The sequence below is a fragment of the Virgisporangium aliadipatigenens genome, from assembly GCF_016863615.1.
Lineage (GTDB): Bacteria > Actinomycetota > Actinomycetes > Mycobacteriales > Micromonosporaceae > Virgisporangium > Virgisporangium aliadipatigenens.
In genome coordinates this window covers 54,958-71,641 of sequence record NZ_BOPF01000018.1, presented here as the reverse complement: position 1 = coordinate 71,641, position 16,684 = coordinate 54,958, and the positions used below count along the sequence as shown (strand labels likewise).

Below are 16,684 nucleotides of genomic sequence, written 5' to 3'. Positions count from 1 at the left end.
CTACGGGGCCGTCGAGTCCAGCAGCAGTTGCAGCCGGTTGACGAGGTTCTGCGCCGCCAGGCGGCCGTCGGCGTCGAGCCACCGGTCGGACGGCTCGGACTCCCGCCGGCTCGCGATGACCCGCAGCGCCGCCGCCGCCTGCCGGGCGAAGAGCGCCAGCAGGTCCAGTTCGTTGAGGCTGGAGCGGGACTGCGGCGCCGGGTCCAGCACCTCCAGCACGCCGAGGATCCGGTCGCCGTGGATCAGCGGCGCGGCCATCAGGGAGTCCGGGACGTACTCGGTGGACTCCGCCAGTTCCCGGTCGAACGAGGCGTCGTGGGCCAGGTCGGTCACCACCATCGGCTCCCCCGAGACCGCCACCCAGCCCGCGATGCCGCTGGTGGCCGGGAAGCGCCGCCCCACGAGCACACCCTCGCCGCGGCCGGAGACCGCCTGGAAGACCAGTTCGTCGGCCTCCGGGTCGAGCAGGAAGACGGAGCTGGCCTGCGCCCCGAAGATGGCGCGCGCCACGTCCACCACCGACTGCAACAGCTCGATCGAGAGCGGATCCGAGGGAACGTGCGTGCTGACACCGGTCTGGTTCTCGGTCATCCTCTGCCTCCGGATTCGGCGTGCACATTGGCGGCGGACAGGTAAAGGGCGTTCTTGAGCTGGAACATCGTCATCCGCGGGTACCGCGACAGGATCCGCGCGCAGAGGCCGGCGATCAGCGGGGTGGCGAAGCTGTTGCCGGTGCTGCGGCGCGTGCCGCCGCCCGGCCAGGCCACCTCGATGTGCTGCCCCGGCGCGAAGAACTCCACCGGCGGGCGCGGGTTGTACAGGTACAGGTACGGGTCGTCCTCGTGATGGCTGCCCACCGAGATCACCGACGAGAACCGCCACGGGAAGCTCTCCACCGGAGTGTTGTGCGCGGACGCGACTATCACCGTTCGACGGAAATACGCCTCGTCGGCGATCTCGCGGAGGTCGCCGGCGAAGCGCACGCGGGTCGTGGAGAGGCTGAGGTTGATCACGTCGAAGTCCTGCCGGACGGCCCAGCGCAGCCCGGCCAGCAGCCGGTCGCCGGTGCCGGTCGCCCGGTCGCCCAGCACCCGCAGGCTGAACACGGTCGCCTCCGGCGCGGTCCGGCGGATGATGCCGGCGCAGGCCGTGCCGTGCCCGCACACGTCGCCCGACCCGGTCGCCTCGACCTCGAACCCGCCGTCGGCGCCGTCGACCACCTTCCACGAGCCGCTGACCGGCCCGACCAGCGGGTGATCGCCGGCCACGCCGGAGTCGACGACGCACACCCGCACGCCGCGGCCGGTCGCCTCCGGCCAGGTCCACACCGGCGCCAGCGGCTCCCCGTCGGCGGGCAACTGGATGTCGGCCGGCCGGTGGTCGACCAACCGCCAGGTCAGCTGGGTCATGCGCTCAGTCCTCTCCCACGGTGCGGTCCAGCCGCTCGATCTCGCGCAGCCCGGGCCGGTGCCCCTTCGCCGCGAACGCCCGCCGCGCCGACTCCCGCGCCGCGCGCGCCTGCGCCGGCCGGCCCGCCAGCACCAGCACCTCCGCCCGGTCCAGCGCGGCGACCGCCCGCACGAGCGGCGAGTCCGTGCCGGCGGCCGCGGCCACCGCGCGTTCGGCCGGTTCGAGAGCGCCGGCGGCGTCCCCGGCCGCGGCGGCCAGCCGGGCCCGCAGCCCGTACACGTCGGCCAGGTCCGAACGCAGCAGCCCGCCCGGATCACCGGCGGCGTCGAGCCGGGCGGCCGCCTCGGCCGGGCGGCCCAGGTGCAGCAGGAGCCGCGCCGCCTCCCGGGCGATGGTGCCGGGCAGCCCGCCCGCGCCGAGGTGCGCGGCCCGCTCGGCGGCCCGTTCCAGCAGCCGCAGCGCCTCCTGCGGTGCGCCCGCCGTCGCCTCCACCGCGGCGGCGAACAGCGGCAGCACGGCACCGGCCTCGGCGAACTCCAGTTCCTCGACCAGGTGTGCGACCTCGGCCAGCAGGGCACGCGCCGCCGCGGGCCGGTCGTCGAGGGCGAGCAGCACCGCGAGCGGACAGCTGAGCGTCACCCGAACGACCGGCCGCGGGCCGCCGTACTCGTCCAGCAGCGCGAAGCAGCGCGCCACGGCCGCCGGCACCGGGGCCGGGCCGCGCCACAGGGAGACACCGAGCGCGCCGAGCGCGAGGGCCAGTTCGGGCTCGGCGGCGCGGCGCGACGCGTGGCCCAGGCCGGTCGCCAGGGAACCCTCGGCCCGCTCGTGCTGCCCGTGCAGCTGCCACTCCTGCGCGATGCGGATGTGCGCGCGGGCCTGCCCCAGTTCGTCGCCGGCGGCCGCGAAGACCGGCAGCGCCGTGCGGGCCACCGCCGCCGCACCGCCGGCACCGGCGGCCACGGCCAGGGCCAGTTCGGCGTGGGCCCGTTCGGTGGGCTCGGCCGCGTGCGCCAGCACCGCCGCCAGCAGCGCCCGGCCCTCGTCGGCGTGGCCGGTGGCGAGGCGCAGTTCGCCGAGCTGCCGCGTCGCGCCGGCCCAGCCCTCCTCGCCGGTGCGGTACAGCTGCGTCGCGCGGCGGAGCAGCGGCCCGGCCCAGGCGAGATCCGAGCGGGCGAACGCCTGCGCGCCGGCCGCGGCCAGCGAATCCGCGGCGCGCCGGCGCAGCGCCTCGGTCGACGGGTCCTGCAGGCCCAACTCGGTGCGGTAGCGGTAGGCGTGCTCCAGGTGGCCGGCGACGGCCGCGTGCCCGGCCCGCCAGCCGGCCAGCAGGTCGGCGGTGCGCTCGTGCCACTCGGCGCGGGTCCGCTTGGTGATGGCCTGATAGGTCACCTCGTGCACCAGCCCGTTGCTGAAGCGCATCGCGGCGTCGCCGGGCACCCGGGCGCCGGCCGGTTCGACCAGGCGCCGGCGGCTCAACGCGGTCAGCGCGGCGCGCACCGGGGTGGCCTCCTCGACGGTGCCGGCGAGCGCGTCGACCTGCCCCGCGGTGAACTCCCGCCCCACCACGGCCGCCAGGTTGAGCGTGCTGCGCTCCGGATGTTCCAGCGCGTCGATGCGGGCGCCGAGCAGCGCCTGCAACGTGTGCGGCAGCGCGTCGGTGCGGTCGGTCTCGTCCAGCGTGGCGAGCAGCTGTTCCAGGTAGAACGGGTTGCCGCCGGCCACTTCGAGGATCCGCGACCACTCGACGCTCCGGTGGGCCGACACCTCGACCAGGGACGCGGCCAGCCGTTCACTGTCCACAACGGACAGTCCGTCCAGGACGATGGTGCCGGTCCAGTCGCGCCGGCGCTCCAGCATGTCCCAGCGGGCCAGGCAGACGATCAGCACCGTGCTGCCCCGCACCGCCGCGGTCAGCCGCAGCAGCAGATCCAGCAGGGTGTCGCCGGCCCACTGGCAGTCGTCCAGCACCAGGAGCACGGGGCGTTCCCGGGCGAACCCGCGCAGCAGCCGGGCCAGCGCCGTGCCGGTGGCCTCCGGCGAGGGGCCCGGGGTGCCGTCGCGCAGCAGCCCTTCGGCCAGCACCGCCTCGGCGGGCGCACCGCCCAGCAGGTCGCGCACGGCGTTCGCCAGCGGCGCCAGGCTGCCCTGCGCGCCGTACGGGCGGCACCGCCCCACCCCGAGCGCCACCCGCCCGCCGAGCCCGTCGAGCCAGGCGCGCACCAGCCGGGTCTTGCCGATGCCCGCCTCGCCGCAGACCGTGACGAGCGCCGCGCCGCCCGCGTCGACGACCGCCGCCAGGGCACCGTCCAGCGCGGCCAGCTCCGCGGTGCGCCCGACGAGCGGATGGTCGAAGCGGCGCGACAGTTCCGGGGCGTCGGCGTCGACGCCGAGCAGCCGGTAGGCCGGCAGCGGTTCCTGCTTGCCCTTGAGGGCCAGCGGCCCGACGGACTCGACGCGGGCGGCCGCGCCCAGCGCCTGCCGGGTCAGCGGGCCGATGAGGATCTCGCCCTCGCCGGCGTTCTGTTCCAGGCGCGCGGCGATGTTGACGGTGTCGCCGGAGACCAGCGCCTGCCGGGACGAGGCGTCGGTGCTGGCGACGGCGGAGCCGGTGTGCACCCCGATGCGCACCCGCAGCCGGACCCCGAACGCCGGTTCGAGCTCGGCGTTCAGGTCGGCGAGCGCGTCGCGCATGCCCAGCGCCGCCGAGGCGGCCCGCCACGCGTCGTCCTCGTGCATGACGGGCACGCCGAACACGGCCATCACCGCGTCGCCGATGAACTTCTCCACCGTGCCGTCGAAGCGTTCGATCTGCCCGCGCATCGCCTCGAAGTAGCGCAGCACCACGACCCGCAGCGTCTCCGGGTCGAGCCGTTCCGACAGCGCGGTCGAACCGACCAGGTCGCAGAAGACCGCGGTCACCAGCTGCCGCTTCTCGGCCACCGGCGCCGCTGCGCGCGGCGTGCCGCAGGCGGGACAGAACCGCGCCTGCGCGGGCAGCGCGGCGTCGCAGGATGCGCAGCGCATGATGCTCCTCCTCCCCCGGCCGAACGCTCAGAACAGCGCGGCGCCGGCGATCTCGGCGTGCGCCTGCACCTCGGGACCCACCGCCTCGAGCCGGGCCCGCACGTCGACGAGGATCGCGAACTCCTCGGGTGTCAGGTTGCGCAGCACGTCGCGCTGCTCCTCGGTGAGGTCGTGGACGGGGAAGCCGTGCGCCTCCAGTTCCTCCACCGTGTACGCGCCGTCGGTCATGGCCGGGCTCCTTCCGTCGGGTGTGCCGGGGCGTGCCGGACGACGCCGGCGAGCAGTTCGGTCAGGGTGTCCACTGTGGACAGTGCGCTGAGTGTCACCACGGTGGACTGCCGCGGGGTCAGCGGCAGCCGGTCGAGGAGTCCGATGATCGCCGCGCTGTGCCCGGTGTCGAGTTCGGCGTGCTCGCGAACGGTGCGCACGGCCGCCTCCGGCACCCCGGCAGCGGCGACGATCCGGCCGGCGAGCGACGGGTGCGGGGCGTTGCCCTCCAGCACGGCGATGTAGCCCAGCAGCGCCACCGGGTGCACGTGCGCGATCCAGTAGTACTGCGGCCCGACCAGGCGGGCCACGGCCGGCGGCGGCACGCCCCGCGCGGTCGCCTCCGGGTCGGCGCCGAGCGCGGCGAGATCCTCCAGCAGCCAGCGGTCGTGGTCGAGTTCCTCGGCGATGTGCGCGGGCAGGTAGCCGCCGAGCGCGCGGGCCACGGGGTCGTCGGCGGCCAGCTCGGCGCAGCGGCGCGCGGCCGTCGCCATCAGCGGCACCGAGGCCCGGATGACGCCGTGCATCGCCCGCAGGTACTCGGGATACCGCTCGCGCAGCCGGTGCGGCTGCCACAGCAGGGCCGACGTCGCCCGCAGGGCCGGGGTGGCGAGGTCCAGTTTCGTACGCAGCACGGCCGTGTTCACCGCGCCACCTCGACCAGGTGGGCGTGGCGGGGGTCGGCGTAGCGGCGCAGCAGGGCGACCGGGCCGGCGGCGCGCTGCACCTCGGCGGCGTGGCCGTCCAGCAGGGCACCCGCCGCGCCGCTCGCCACGCCGCGCGCCGCTTCCAGCGCCGCCGGCCCGAGCCGCCGACAGGTCGCGCACTGGCTGCCGCCGCCCGCAGCGGCGGGATCGCCCGCGCGGGCCGTCCGGGATGTGCCGGCCGCGTCTCGATCGTCGGCGGCGGGTGGGCACAGCGAGGCGAGATAGCCGGGGCCGGCGGCGCGGATCATGCGCAGTGCCGGGGAGGCGAGGCCGCGGGCCCGGATCGTCGGCCAGTCGTCCGTGTCGACGTGCCCGAGCCGCAGGTGCGCCGGCACCGGCCGCCGGTCCACGGTGTCCTGGTTGCAGCAGGCGACCACGGTCCCGTCCGGTGCGACCACCGGCCAGGCGGCCATCGCGCACGGGTTCACGTCGGCGGGGTCCGCGGCGTGCGGCCGGGCGGTCGCCCACCCCGTCGCCCGGCCGATCGCCCGCACGGTGTTGACCAGCATGGGCACCGGGCCGCCGAGCGCGCGGCGCAGGTCGGCGTCGAGGCCGGCGAGGTACCCGTCGTCGGCGCCGGCGGCGAGGGCGTGCACGCTCACCGCGATCCCCTCGGCGCGCACGCGGCCGAGCAGGCGCAGCACGTCGCGGCGGCGGACCTGGCGTTCGTGGAACGCATCGACGCTGACCGAGAAGTGCTCCACCGCCCGGATCGCCCGCAGGATCGGTGCCGGTACCGGATCGGCCGCGGCGAAGAAGGCGCCGGTGAGCAGCGCGCTGCGGGTGCCGGCCCGGCGGGCCGCGGCGGCCAGCGCGGTCACCAGGTCGGGGCGCAGCAGCGGTTCGCCGCCGGTCATCAGCAGCACCGCCGGCGCCCGGTCCCGCGCGAAGGACTCCACGAACGCGAGCGCTCGCGCGGCTTCCGGTTCGGGTCCGTCCATCGTGGACGACGACGAGCAGTGCCGGCAGCGCAGCGGACACCGTTGGGTCAGCGCGAACAGCACGCCCGCACCGGGTACCGGCCGGAGTCGGACGAGTTCGGCGAGGTCCATGTGGGCCTCCTTCCGTTGCGCCGAGCCTCGGCGGCACCGCACAAACGCCGGTAGCGCGACGGTTCGACATCGGTAAATTCGCCGGTCGCGACCCGCGCGGCGCACCGCGAACGCCGCCCGCGGGCCCGGCGCAACGGGTGTCGGGCAGCGCGGATACCGCCGCCATACCGGCGTCGAACCGTTGGTTGAGCGGGCCTTCCTAGCGTTCTGGGCAGACCGGCGAGCACCGCCGGAACCCACTCGCTCAGGAGGTCGCGATGCCCGAGAACACCGAACCGCAGGAGTCCGAGGACGTTCTGGCCCTTCAGGAGACCCCGGCCGAGGATGACGACGTGGAGGCCCACGGCGTCGCCCCGGGCGAAGGCGCGGTCAGCACCCTCAGCCTGGAGCACTGCAGCTGATCCGACCGCGTTCGCAGCCGGGCACGACCTGCCGCACAAGCGGGTCGTGCCCGGCTGAACCGTTTCCCCGGTCCGTCCACCGAACTTCGGGAGATCCCATGGAGCAGATGTTCGACTACGTCGCGGCGGACCGGGAGTTCTACGCTCCCCTGGAGGAGTCCGGCGACGACGGCGGTGAGGTGTTCCGCCCCGGCCGGGTACCGGAGGGCTGGACCGGGACCGCATCCGGCGTCTGGACCCACTGGCGCCGCGAACCGTCCACAGTGGAGCACGGCTGGAAGGTGCACGTGTCGGCGGCACCGGCGCGGGTACAGGCCGTGCTCGACCTCGCGGCGCCGGTCCTCTTCGACGCCGGCGTGCCGTTCAAGCACCTTGCCAACCGGCACTTCTACTGGTGGACGCATCACAAGTTCGCGCAGCGGGCGCAGGGCGGCAAGTTCATCGCCGCGTACCCGGCCGACGTCGAGACCGCCGCCGCGCTGATGGAACGCCTGCGCGTGGCGCTCGACGGCGAGGACGGCCCGTACATCCTCAGCGACCGGCGCTTCGGCGACTCCCGCACGGTGCACTACCGCTACGGCGCGTTCCGGCGGCGGGTCGCCGTGCGGGCCGACGGCACCCGGACCCTGCTCGTCGGTGACGTCGAGGACGTGCGCGGGGTGCGGTTCCGGCTGCCGGCCGGGGTCACCGACCCGTTCCGGACGCCGCGCCCCGGTGCGCCGGCCGCCGCCCGGCCCGCCGCGATGGCCGGATTCAGCATCGACAGCTCGGTGCGCTTCACCAACGCGGGCGGCATCTACCGGGGCACCGAACTGGCCACCGGCAAGCGGGTGTTCATCAAGGAGGCCCGCCCGCACATCGGACTGCGCGAGGACGGCGCCACCGCGACCGAGCAGCTGCGCCAGGAATGGCGGGCGCTGACGGACCTGCACGCGCGCGCACCCGGGATCGCCCCGGAACCGCTGGCGTTCTTCCGCGCCTGGGACCACGAGTTCGTGGTGATGGAACACGTCGAGGGGCAGCCGCTGACCCGGTGGACGGCCACGCACCATCCGCTGCTGCGGACCGGGAGCACGCCGGCCGACTTCGCGGCGTTCTACCGGCGGGCCGCGAACGTGATCGACGCCGTGGAACGCGCGCTGGAGCGCCTGCACCGGGCCGGTTATCTCTTCGTCGACGTCAGCCCGGTCAACGTTCTGGTGGCCGACGACGACAGCGTGCGCCTGGTGGACTTCGGCGCCGCGCACCGGCTCGGCGACCCGTTCGTCCGCTCCGGCACGCCCGGCTACGCGCCGCCGCGGGAGCTGGTGGGCGACGATCTCGGCGTGTACGACCGGTTCGGGCTGTCCCGGCTGGCGCAGCACCTGCTCGGCCCGCTGCACTTCGTGCTCGGGCGCAGTCCCGCGGCTTTGTATCACCTGCGCCACGAACTCGCCGAGCTCGCACCGGTGCCGGCCGGGCTCTGGAGACGTTCGACCGAATACCGGGCGGAGGTCGAGGCGCGACTGCCCGACCCGGCGGAGGTGGCCGCGGACCCGGAGCGGTTTCTGGGGGAACTGCGGGACGGGGTGGCCGACGCGCTCCTCGCGATGGCCGCCCCGGAACACCCGAGCCGGATCTTCCCCACGATCGCGCAGGGGTACCAGACCAACACCGTCTGCGTCGCCTACGGCACGGCCGGGGTGCTCCACGCGCTGCACCGCGCGGGGCGGCCGCTGCCCGACGGGGTGCGCGAACGATTCCGCCGCGACGCCCTCGACCAGGCCGACCGCATGGCACCCGGGCTGTACGTAGGTACCGCCGGCGTGGCCCACGTGCTGGCCACTCACGGCTGCCTCGACGAGGCGAACGACCTGCTCGAACGCGCGAGCCGGCACCCGCTGCTGGACGGCTGCGCCACCCTGTACGGCGGCGTCGCCGGGGTCGCGCTGGCGCACCTCGCCCTGCACCGGCACACCGGCGACGAACGCCACCTCGACCGGGCCGCCGCGCTCGCCGACGGCCTGCCCGCCGACGCGGAACTCGGCGCGCTGCTCGACCCCGACGACACCACCGGCCTGATGCACGGCCGCAGCGGGGTCGCGCACCTGCTCGCCCAGCTCGGCGGCGCCACCGGCGAACGGCGCTACACCGCGCGGGCGGTGCGCCTGCTGCACCACGAACTCGACCGGGCCACCGACCCCGACGCGCCCGGCCTGCTCTTCCCGTACTCGGCGGTCGACCGCCGCGCGATGCCGTACCTGTTCGTCGGCACCGCCGGCATGCTGCTGGCCGCCACCCGGGTCCTGCGCCTGACCGGCGACGAACGGCTCACCGCGGCGATGCCGCGCCTGCTTGCCCCGCTGCGGCTGCGGTACACCTGGATGCCGGGGCTGTTCCAGGGGCTGGCGGGCTACGGGTTCGCGCTCGCCGACCACGCGATGCTCACCGGCTCCCCGCGCGCGGACGCCGTGCGGGTGGCCACCGGGCTGTTCAAGTACGCGGTGCCGCATCCCACCGGGATCAGGTACCTCGGCGACCGGCTGATGCGCTTCAGCGCCGACCTGTGGAGCGGCTCGGCCGGTGTGCTGCTCGCCCTCGAACACGTGCTGAACCCGAGCGCCGACGCGCTGTTCACCGTCGACGCGCCCGCGCGGGTCCTGGCGGTGACCGCATGAGGCGCGACCTGAACCTCTACTGGTGGGGCCAGACCGCCTCGGCGTTCGGCTCGGTCTTCTCCGCCATCGCGATCCCGATCATCGCCATCGTCCACCTGGACGCCAGCCCAGGCGAGTTCAGCCTCATCACGATGGCGGTGATCCTGCCGCGGCTGCTGTTCGGGCTGCCGGCGGGCACGTTCGCCGACCGGGTCGCGCGGCCGCGCCGGGTGCTCATCGTGCTGGACACCGCCTCGGCGCTGATGGTCGCCGCGGTCTGTCTCGGGGTGGCCGCGCACACCGCGTCGATCGGCTGGCTGGTGGTGCTCGGCATCGTGCAGGGCGGCATCGGGATCCTGCTGGAGGTCGTGTACTTCATCCACCTGCGGCAGCTCACCGACGACAAGGGCATCGGGCCGGCCCGGGCGCGGCTGCAGGCCGGACAGTACGCCGCGGGCTTCGTCGGGCGGGTGCTCGCCGGTCCGACCATCGTCCTGTTCGGGCCGGCGGCGGCGCTGCTCGTCGACGCGGCCAGCTACCTGCTGAGCGCGACGGCGCTGCTCGGAATGAGCGCCGCGACCGCCGCCCCGCGCGCCTCCGCCGCGACCGGCGCCTCCGCCGCGCCGGACGAGAGCACGCCGACCGCCGCCAGCTGGAGGGTCGCGGCGCGGGTAAGTGAGTTCCTGCGCAGCACCGCCGACGGGGCGCGTGCGCTCTTCGGCACGGCGTTCATCCGGCCGATGCTGACGCTGCTGCTCACCTCCGGCTTCGCCGGCGCGGGCATCACCACGCTGGTGCCGCCGTTCGTGCTGCGCGAACTGGGTGTGCCGACCGCCTGGTACGGGCTGCTGTTCGCGCTCACCGGGCTGATGGGGCTGGCCGGTTCGATGGCGGCCGGGCGGGTCCTGCGTGGCGAACGGGACGCGCGGCTGGTGACCGTCGCGTCGTTCGGCACGGGGGCGGTGTGCGCGCTGCTGCTGCCGCTGGCCGCCGGACCGGTCCCGACCGCCGCCGCGGTCGCCGTGCTCGGCATCGGCCTGCCGATCTTCTTCGGCGCGATCACGAACGTGGCGCTGGGGCCCGTTCTCGTCGCGAGCGTGGACGAGTCGGCGACCGGGCGCACCATGGCCACGCTGCAGACCCTGGCGGCCTGCGCCGGGCTGGCCGGTGCGCTGGCCGGCGGCGTGCTCGGCGAACGGCTCGGCGTCCGGCCGGCGCTGTGGGTCCTACAGGGCACGGTCGTCGTCCTGCTCGCCGCGCTGCTCCCCCGGCTCCTGCGCGCCACCCAACCCGCCGAGAAGCGCCCCGGGCCCGCCGAGAAGCGCGCCGGACCCGCCGAAGAGCGCGCCGCCGGACCCGCCGAAGAGCGCGCCGCCGGGACCGCCGAGAAGCAAGCCGCCGCCGGCGAGAGGGAGGTCGCGCAGGAGCGCGAAGGCGCGCACCGGTGACGGGAGGCGGTACCGCGCCTCGCGTTCGGCGTCGTGAGCGGTCACCTCGTGGGCGGTCACCTCGTCGTCCTGCCGCTGGTCGACGTCGACCCGGACCAGATGCGCCTGGACGAGGCGTTCGAGGAGGGCCTCGGCGCCCAGCGGGTCGGTGCCGAGCCGCGCGCACACCTCACCCGCGGTGAACGCCTCGCCGGCCGTCACCAGCCGGTCCAGGGCCTCCCGTTCGGCCGGGTCGAGGTCGCCGATCCAGCTGGCCAGGCGGCGGTCCAGGTCGCCGGCGGCCAGCTCGGTGCGGAGGCGGCGGGGGTCGGTCAGGCGTTCGGCGTAGCGGGCCAGGCTCAGGTGGGTCAGGCCGGCGAGCTTGGCGCCGACGGTGCGCAGCAGCAGCGGCAGCCCGTCGCACGCCGCCACGATCCGCCGGGCCGTGTCGGGCTCGGCGGCCACCCGCTCGGCGCCGATCAACCGGACGAGCAACTCCCGGGCGGCCTCGTCGGAGAGTCGTTCGACCGGAAGGAACCAGGCGTCGAGGGCGGCGAGGTGGCGGCGGCCGGTGATGACCACGACGCCGTCCTCCACCGCGGACAGCAGGGCGCGGGCCTGCGCCTCGGACGCGGCGTCGTCGGCGATCACCAGGAGACGACGGCCGGCGGTGACCCGGCGCAGCGACGCCGCCCGGTCGGTCCCGCCGGCGCCGGGCGCCAGCCGGGCGAGCAGTTCGTCGATCAGCTCGGGCACCGGGCGCGGCCGGCCGTCGGCGCCGCGCAGCCCGAGCAGGATCCGGCCGTCCGGGAACCGCGCGGCGAGCCGGTGCGCGCAGTGCGTCACGAGGCCGGTCTTGCCGACCCCGGCCGGGCCGCTGACCGCGACGACCGTGCCGGCGGCGGCGGTGCGCAGCAGGTCGAGCAGCGTGCGCACCTCCCGTTCGCGGCCGGACAGGTGCGGCAGGTCGCGCGGCAGGCTGACCGGCACCGCCGGCTCGGCGCCGGCGGCGCTCTCCGCGCCGGCCAGCATCGCCTCGTAGAGCCGCGCCAGCACCGGGCTCGGGGGCAGCCCCAGGTCGCGGGCCAGCCGTTGGCGCATCATGTCGAACTGCGCCAGCGCCTCCGCGCGGCGACCGCAGCGGTGCAGCGCCAGCAGCTGCGCGTGGCGCAACCGCTCCCGGAACGGATGGCGGCGGGCCAGTTCGCCGATCTCCTCGACGACGTGCGTGTGCCGGCCCAGCCGCAGCATCGTCTCGGCCCAGTCCTCGTAGGCGGCGAGGTAATGCTCACGCAGCCGCGCCGCGGCGGAGGCGACGGCCGGGACGGTGGCCAGTTCGGGGAGGGCCGGGCCGCGCCAGGTGCGCACCGCGCGGCCGAGCAGGTCCCCGGCCGCCGCCGGATCTCCGTCGCGCAGGGCGGCCCGGCCGGCGCGGGCGAGTTCGTGGAAGCGGAGCAGGTCGAGGTGATCGGGTTCGACCCGCAGGAGGTAGCCCGGCGGGCTGTGCACGATGCCGTTCGCCCCGCCGGCCAGGCGGCGCAGGGCCGAGACGTAGACCTGGATGTTCTTGGCCGCCGTGCGGGGCGGGGAGTCGTCCCACAGTGCGTCGCGCAGCGTGCCGACGGAGACCGTGCGGTTGGCGTTGCAGAGCAGGAGAGCCAGCACCACGCGCTGCTTGTGCGGGCCGAGGGCGAGCGGGCGGCCGTCGCGTTCGGCCTCCAGCGGGCCGAGGATCCGCCACCGTAACCGGGTCATGGGGTGCAATCGTGCCGGCGCCCGCCGCGCCGGACATCCGTCGCGGCACCGACCGTCCCGCGTACGTGCCGGGGCGATCGGTACCTACGTGGGGCTCACGCGGGCACGAACCGGGGGAACGGGTGCGCGGCGTCGCCGTCGGGCACCAGCGCGTCCGTGGCGGTGAACTCGCCCAGCCGTTCCAGCGCCCGCGCGGTCGACCCGGTATCGCGCAGCGACACCACGATCCCGGTGAAGCGCACCCACGCCTCGACCGCGAACGACTCCACGCCGAGCCCGTCGAGGTCGCCGGAGATCGCCACGCGCACGCGCAGCCGGGTCCCCTCCTGGGCGAGCACGCGCACCTCGACCGCCCGGTACCGGTGATGGGCGAAGTAGTACAGGCTCGCCTCGGCCGGTTCGGCGAACTCCGTGCTCGTCACCCGGCCACCGGTGAGCGAACGCCAGTCCGGCACGGCGAGCGGCAGCCACTCGACGTCCAGTGACACCGGCGTGTCGCCCCGGTCGCGGTCGACCGTCCCGAACGGGATCCGCAGGCCCCACGTCAGCGCGGGCTTCAGGCCGAGCGTCGGGTTCTCGAAGAGCAGGCCCTGCCATTCGCCCTCGCCGGGGACGAGTTCCTCGGCGTGCAGCGCGTCGTCGTCGGTCACGAACGGGAGTGTGCCGCATTCATTGATTTCGATGAATATTGGACGTACGGTGTCGCCACCAATTCCACGAGAAGCGGGAGACAACCGTGCATCCACCTCACATGCGCCTGCTGAGAACGGCCGCCCTCGCCGCCCTGCTCGTCCTCGCCTGCGCCCCCGCCGCTGTCGCGGCACCCGCCGGCCCGGGGGCGATGGACACCGGGGCGCCCACGGTCGACGACACCGGCTTCGCCGGCACCGCCGCCGGCGAGGAACGCCCGACCGACCTGACCCTCGACGCCAAGCAGACCCGGGTCGTGATCTCGCACCCCGGCGCCCCCTACGTCAAGGTGCACTTCCACGCGCTGCGCCTGGCCCCGGGCGACCACGTGACGGTCGCCGACCCGACCGGCCGCGAGGTGCACACCTACTCGGCGGACCCGACCCTGGGCGCGGCCGGGCCGGCCGACAGTTCGTACACGATCCACCGCACGCGCGGCTTCGGCGCGATGTCGGTCGACGGCGACACGGCCGTGGTGACCCTGCACCTCGCCTCCGGGGGCTCGTTCAGCGGCGCCCGCATCGACCGCTTCTGGCGCGGCTTCACGGCGTCGGAGATCGCCGCACGCAGCGTCGGCACGAACGCCGTCTGCGGCACCGAGGGCCGCCGGGACGTGGTCTGCTACCGCACCAGCCACCCGACGGAGTTCGCCCGCGCGGGCGCCGTCGCCCGCCTGCTGCGCAACGGCTCCGGGTTCTGCACCGCGTGGCGCGTCGGGCGGACCAACCGCGCCCTGACCAACAACCACTGCGTCTCGACCGCCGCCGCGGTTGCCTCCATGGAGATGCAGTTCGAGTACCAGTGCGCCACCTGCGGGGGCAACAACCCCGGCGCCGGCGTCAAGGTCAGCGGCGCGCAGCTGCTGCGCACCAGCGCCGCGCTCGACTACACGCTCTTCTCCGTCAACAACTTCGCCACCGTCGAACGCTTCGGCACGCTGCTGCTGGACGTGCGGGCCGCCGTGTCGGGCGAACGCATCTACATCCCCGGCCACGGCGACGCGACCGCGAAGCGGCTGTCCATCTTCGACGCGGCGCAGAACGGCCCCTACTGCACGGTGGCCAACCCGAGCACCGGCGTGAACATCGCCTACAACTGCGACACGTCCGGCGGGAACTCCGGTTCGCCGGTGCTGGCCGCCTCGTCGCACCGCGTGATCGCCCTGCACCACCTGGGCTCGTGCCCGAACAACAACCAGGGCGTGAAGATCAACTTGATCTACCCGGAGATCAGTTCCCTGATCGACAACACCGCCTGAGCGCGTCGCGCCGCGAGTACCGGGGCCTAACGCAGGCCGAGCGCCCGTTTTGACCCGCGGGAGGCCCCACCACTTGCGGTCACCGCGCCGCCGGGCGTGACCAGCCCGGTCTCGTACCCGAACACGACGGCCTGCACCCGGTCGCGCAGTCCCAGCTTCTGCAGGATCCGGCTCACGTGCGTCTTGGTGGTCTGCTCGGAGATGAACAGCGTCGCCGCGATCTCGGCGTTGGACATCCCGAACGCCATCAGGCGCAGCACCTCCCGTTCCCGGTCGGTGAGGGCGTGCAGCGCCGTGTCGCCGGCCGAACGCCGCGGCCGCGCCGAGACGAAGTTCTCGATGAGGCGGCGCGTGATGCTCGGGCCGAGCAGTGCCTCGCCGGCGGCCACCACGCGCACGGCGCGCTGCAGCTCCCCCGGTTCGCTGTCCTTGAGCAGGAAGCCGCTGGCGCCGGCCTCCAACGCGGCGTACACGTAGTCGTCCAGGTCGAACGTCGTCAGCATCAGCACCCGCGGCACGTGTGTGCCCACGCGTGACGGGTCGAGGAGCGCGGTCGTCGCGGCCAGGCCGTCGAGCACCGGCATCCGCACGTCCATGAGGACGACGTCGGGGCGCAGGCTCCGGCAGCGTTCGACGCCGAGCCGGCCGTTCTCCGCCTCGCCGAGCACGGTGATGTCGTCCTGCGACTCCAGGATCGCCCGGATACCGGCCCGGATCATCGCCTGGTCGTCCACGATCAGGGTGCGGATCACGCGGTTCCTCCGATCGGCAGTCGCGCCGCGACCCGGTATCCGCCCTCGGCGCGGGTGCCGGCGGTGAGGGTTCCGCCGGCGAGCCGGGCCCGCTCGCGCATGCCCGCCAGCCCGTGCCGGGCCCGGCCGGGCTCCTCCATCGGTCGCTCCGGTCGCGCCGCGGCGCCGTTCTCGATCACGACCAGAAGATCTTCTTCCAGTTCCAGTCGAACGGAGGTGTGCGCACCGGGCGCGTGCCGGATGACGTTGCTCAGCGACTCCTGCACGATCCGGTAGGCGGCCAGCGCCACGCTCTCCGGGATCGCGAACTCGCCGGGCGGGGCGTCCAACGAGACCGGCACACCGGCGCGCCGCGCCGACTCGACGAGCGCCGGCAGTCCGCTCAGATCGGGCACGGGTGCCAGGTCGGGGCCGGTGTTCTCGTCGCGCAGCACCGCCAGCAGCTGGCGCATCTCGCGCAGCGTTCCCCGCGCGCCGGCGGCGATCCGCGCGAACTCCGCCTCCGCCGCCGGGTCCAGATCCTTGATCCGGTACGACGCCGAGGTGGCCTGCATGTGGATCACCGACATGCTGTGCGCCACCACGTCGTGCAGTTCGCGGGCGATGCGGGTGCGCTCCTCGGCGACGGCGCGCTGGCTCTGCTCGAGCGCGACGTCGCGCCGGGCGGCGACCAGTTCCCGCCGGACCTCCCGCCAGCGGCGGTTGACCAGCACCGCGCCGAGCACGATCGACGAGGCGATCGAGTAGAAGATCATGTTGCCCAGCGCGGCCGTGGCCGAACGCCCCCGCGGGTCCAGCAGCACCACCACGACCAGCAGCAGCCCGCTCCCCCACCAGGCGGTCAGCACCGCCGGCCACGGCGTGCGCGCCGCCAGCAGCGCGATGTGCGCGATCAGCGTGATCATGGCGGCCGGCGTCAGCGGCCAGGTCGACCCCGAGTCGTCCGGCAGCGCCATCGCCAGCACGCCCACCGCCACGAACTGCACCGCCGTGGCCGCCCGCGGCCGCACCAGCGCCAGTACCAGCCCGGTGCTCTGCCCGACGCCCGCCACGAACGCGATCAGCGGCGGCACGTCGAAGCTGTCGGCCGGCAGCGCGATGTTCAGCGGCAGCAGCGCGACCGCCACCAGCCCGGTGCCCAGCCACCAGAACAGCCACGACAGGCCGGCGGACGCGCGCGCCCGGGCGGCGATCCGTGACACGGCGACTCCCCTCACGCCGCGAACGTAACCGGGCGTCGGACCGGTCGGCGTCCCGCTGGAGATGTATCCGACCCCGTACGGGAGAGTCACGCGGCATCGC

At 75.0% G+C, this 16,684-nt stretch carries 13 protein-coding genes and 1 pseudogene; 4 read left to right on the top strand and 10 right to left on the bottom strand.

Translation table 11 applies throughout. The features are described from left to right. The 6 genes from Val02_RS23700 to Val02_RS23675 are packed head-to-tail and all read right to left on the bottom strand — an operon-like array spanning position 1 to position 6,463. Positions 1-591 (bottom strand): GAF domain-containing protein, encoded by a 591-nt coding sequence (locus Val02_RS23700; protein WP_203901378.1) that lies wholly within the window; start codon positions 589-591, stop codon positions 1-3. Next, the gene (locus Val02_RS23695; RefSeq protein WP_203901377.1) at positions 588-1,409 is read right to left on the bottom strand and encodes a S8 family peptidase; all 822 of its coding nucleotides are present in this window, start codon (positions 1,407-1,409) and stop codon (positions 588-590) included. Before Val02_RS23695 ends, Val02_RS23700 begins: the two co-directional genes overlap by 4 nt. 4 nt (positions 1,410-1,413) lie before the next feature. After that, the gene (locus tag Val02_RS23690; protein ID WP_203901376.1) at positions 1,414-4,437 is read right to left on the bottom strand and encodes an adenylate/guanylate cyclase domain-containing protein; all 3,024 of its coding nucleotides are present in this window, start codon (positions 4,435-4,437) and stop codon (positions 1,414-1,416) included. A gap of 27 nt (positions 4,438-4,464) precedes the next feature. Then, the gene (locus Val02_RS23685) at positions 4,465-4,665 is read right to left on the bottom strand and encodes an aroma-sacti cluster domain-containing protein (RefSeq protein ID WP_203901375.1); all 201 of its coding nucleotides are present in this window, start codon (positions 4,663-4,665) and stop codon (positions 4,465-4,467) included. After that, the gene (locus tag Val02_RS23680; RefSeq protein WP_203901374.1) at positions 4,662-5,351 is read right to left on the bottom strand and encodes an iron-containing redox enzyme family protein; all 690 of its coding nucleotides are present in this window, start codon (positions 5,349-5,351) and stop codon (positions 4,662-4,664) included. Before Val02_RS23680 ends, Val02_RS23685 begins: the two co-directional genes overlap by 4 nt. After that, on the bottom strand, positions 5,348-6,463 hold the full coding sequence (locus tag Val02_RS23675; RefSeq protein WP_203901373.1) for a radical SAM/SPASM domain-containing protein: 1,116 nt from the start codon (positions 6,461-6,463) through the stop codon (positions 5,348-5,350). The genes Val02_RS23680 and Val02_RS23675 overlap by 4 nt, the downstream gene beginning before the upstream one ends. Before the next feature lie 257 nt (positions 6,464-6,720). Here Val02_RS23675 and Val02_RS23670 point away from each other — a divergent pair, with 257 nt between their 5' ends. The 3 genes and pseudogenes from Val02_RS23670 to Val02_RS47555 form a co-directional block, all read left to right on the top strand. Then, on the top strand, positions 6,721-6,864 hold the full coding sequence (locus Val02_RS23670; protein ID WP_203901372.1) for a hypothetical protein: 144 nt from the start codon (positions 6,721-6,723) through the stop codon (positions 6,862-6,864). Between the two features lie 98 nt (positions 6,865-6,962). Next, on the top strand, positions 6,963-9,521 hold the full coding sequence (lanKC, locus tag Val02_RS23665; RefSeq protein ID WP_203901371.1) for a class III lanthionine synthetase LanKC: 2,559 nt from the start codon (positions 6,963-6,965) through the stop codon (positions 9,519-9,521). Next, positions 9,518-10,708 (top strand): annotated as a pseudogene (locus tag Val02_RS47555) (MFS transporter); the annotation flags it as partial. The gene lanKC and the pseudogene Val02_RS47555, both read left to right, overlap by 4 nt. Positions 10,709-10,726: 18 nt before the next feature. Here Val02_RS47555 and Val02_RS23660 read toward each other — a convergent pair. Both Val02_RS23660 and Val02_RS23655 read right to left on the bottom strand, forming a co-directional pair. Next, positions 10,727-12,682 carry an AfsR/SARP family transcriptional regulator gene (locus tag Val02_RS23660; protein ID WP_203901370.1) on the bottom strand — a complete coding sequence of 652 codons (1,956 nt, stop codon included), beginning with the start codon at positions 12,680-12,682 and terminating at the stop codon, positions 10,727-10,729. 95 nt (positions 12,683-12,777) lie between these two features. After that, positions 12,778-13,332 carry a hypothetical protein gene (locus Val02_RS23655; protein WP_203901369.1) on the bottom strand — a complete coding sequence of 185 codons (555 nt, stop codon included), beginning with the start codon at positions 13,330-13,332 and terminating at the stop codon, positions 12,778-12,780. Between the two features lie 101 nt (positions 13,333-13,433). On the opposite strand from Val02_RS23655, the gene Val02_RS23650 reads away from it, so the two are divergent. Next, on the top strand, positions 13,434-14,630 hold the full coding sequence (locus Val02_RS23650; protein WP_203901368.1) for a trypsin-like serine peptidase: 1,197 nt from the start codon (positions 13,434-13,436) through the stop codon (positions 14,628-14,630). A 26-nt stretch (positions 14,631-14,656) separates the two neighbouring features. Here the strand turns inward: Val02_RS23650 and Val02_RS23645 are convergent, their stop codons facing one another. Together Val02_RS23645 and Val02_RS23640 are read right to left on the bottom strand one after the other, a co-directional pair. Beyond that, the gene (locus Val02_RS23645) at positions 14,657-15,382 is read right to left on the bottom strand and encodes a response regulator (protein WP_203901367.1); all 726 of its coding nucleotides are present in this window, start codon (positions 15,380-15,382) and stop codon (positions 14,657-14,659) included. Continuing rightward, positions 15,379-16,599: a sensor histidine kinase gene (locus Val02_RS23640; RefSeq protein WP_203901366.1), complete on the bottom strand. Its 1,221-nt coding sequence runs from the start codon at positions 16,597-16,599 to the stop codon at positions 15,379-15,381. The genes Val02_RS23645 and Val02_RS23640 overlap by 4 nt, the downstream gene beginning before the upstream one ends. Positions 16,600-16,684: the final 85 nt, after the last annotated feature.

Bases quoted from the DNA above. Each gene is read 5' to 3' on its own strand.
- Val02_RS23700 (WP_203901378.1), bottom strand. From the start codon at position 591: ATGACCGAGAACCAGACCGGTGTCAGCACGCACGTTCCCTCGGATCCG.
- Val02_RS23695 (WP_203901377.1), bottom strand. From the start codon at position 1,409: ATGACCCAGCTGACCTGGCGGTTGGTCGACCACCGGCCGGCCGACATC.
- Val02_RS23690 (WP_203901376.1), bottom strand. From the start codon at position 4,437: ATGCGCTGCGCATCCTGCGACGCCGCGCTGCCCGCGCAGGCGCGGTTC.
- Val02_RS23685 (WP_203901375.1), bottom strand. From the start codon at position 4,665: ATGACCGACGGCGCGTACACGGTGGAGGAACTGGAGGCGCACGGCTTC.
- Val02_RS23675 (WP_203901373.1), bottom strand. From the start codon at position 6,463: ATGGACCTCGCCGAACTCGTCCGACTCCGGCCGGTACCCGGTGCGGGC.
- Val02_RS23670 (WP_203901372.1), top strand. From the start codon at position 6,721: ATGCCCGAGAACACCGAACCGCAGGAGTCCGAGGACGTTCTGGCCCTT.
- lanKC (WP_203901371.1), top strand. From the start codon at position 6,963: ATGGAGCAGATGTTCGACTACGTCGCGGCGGACCGGGAGTTCTACGCT.
- Val02_RS23660 (WP_203901370.1), bottom strand. From the start codon at position 12,682: ATGACCCGGTTACGGTGGCGGATCCTCGGCCCGCTGGAGGCCGAACGC.
- Val02_RS23650 (WP_203901368.1), top strand. From the start codon at position 13,434: ATGCGCCTGCTGAGAACGGCCGCCCTCGCCGCCCTGCTCGTCCTCGCC.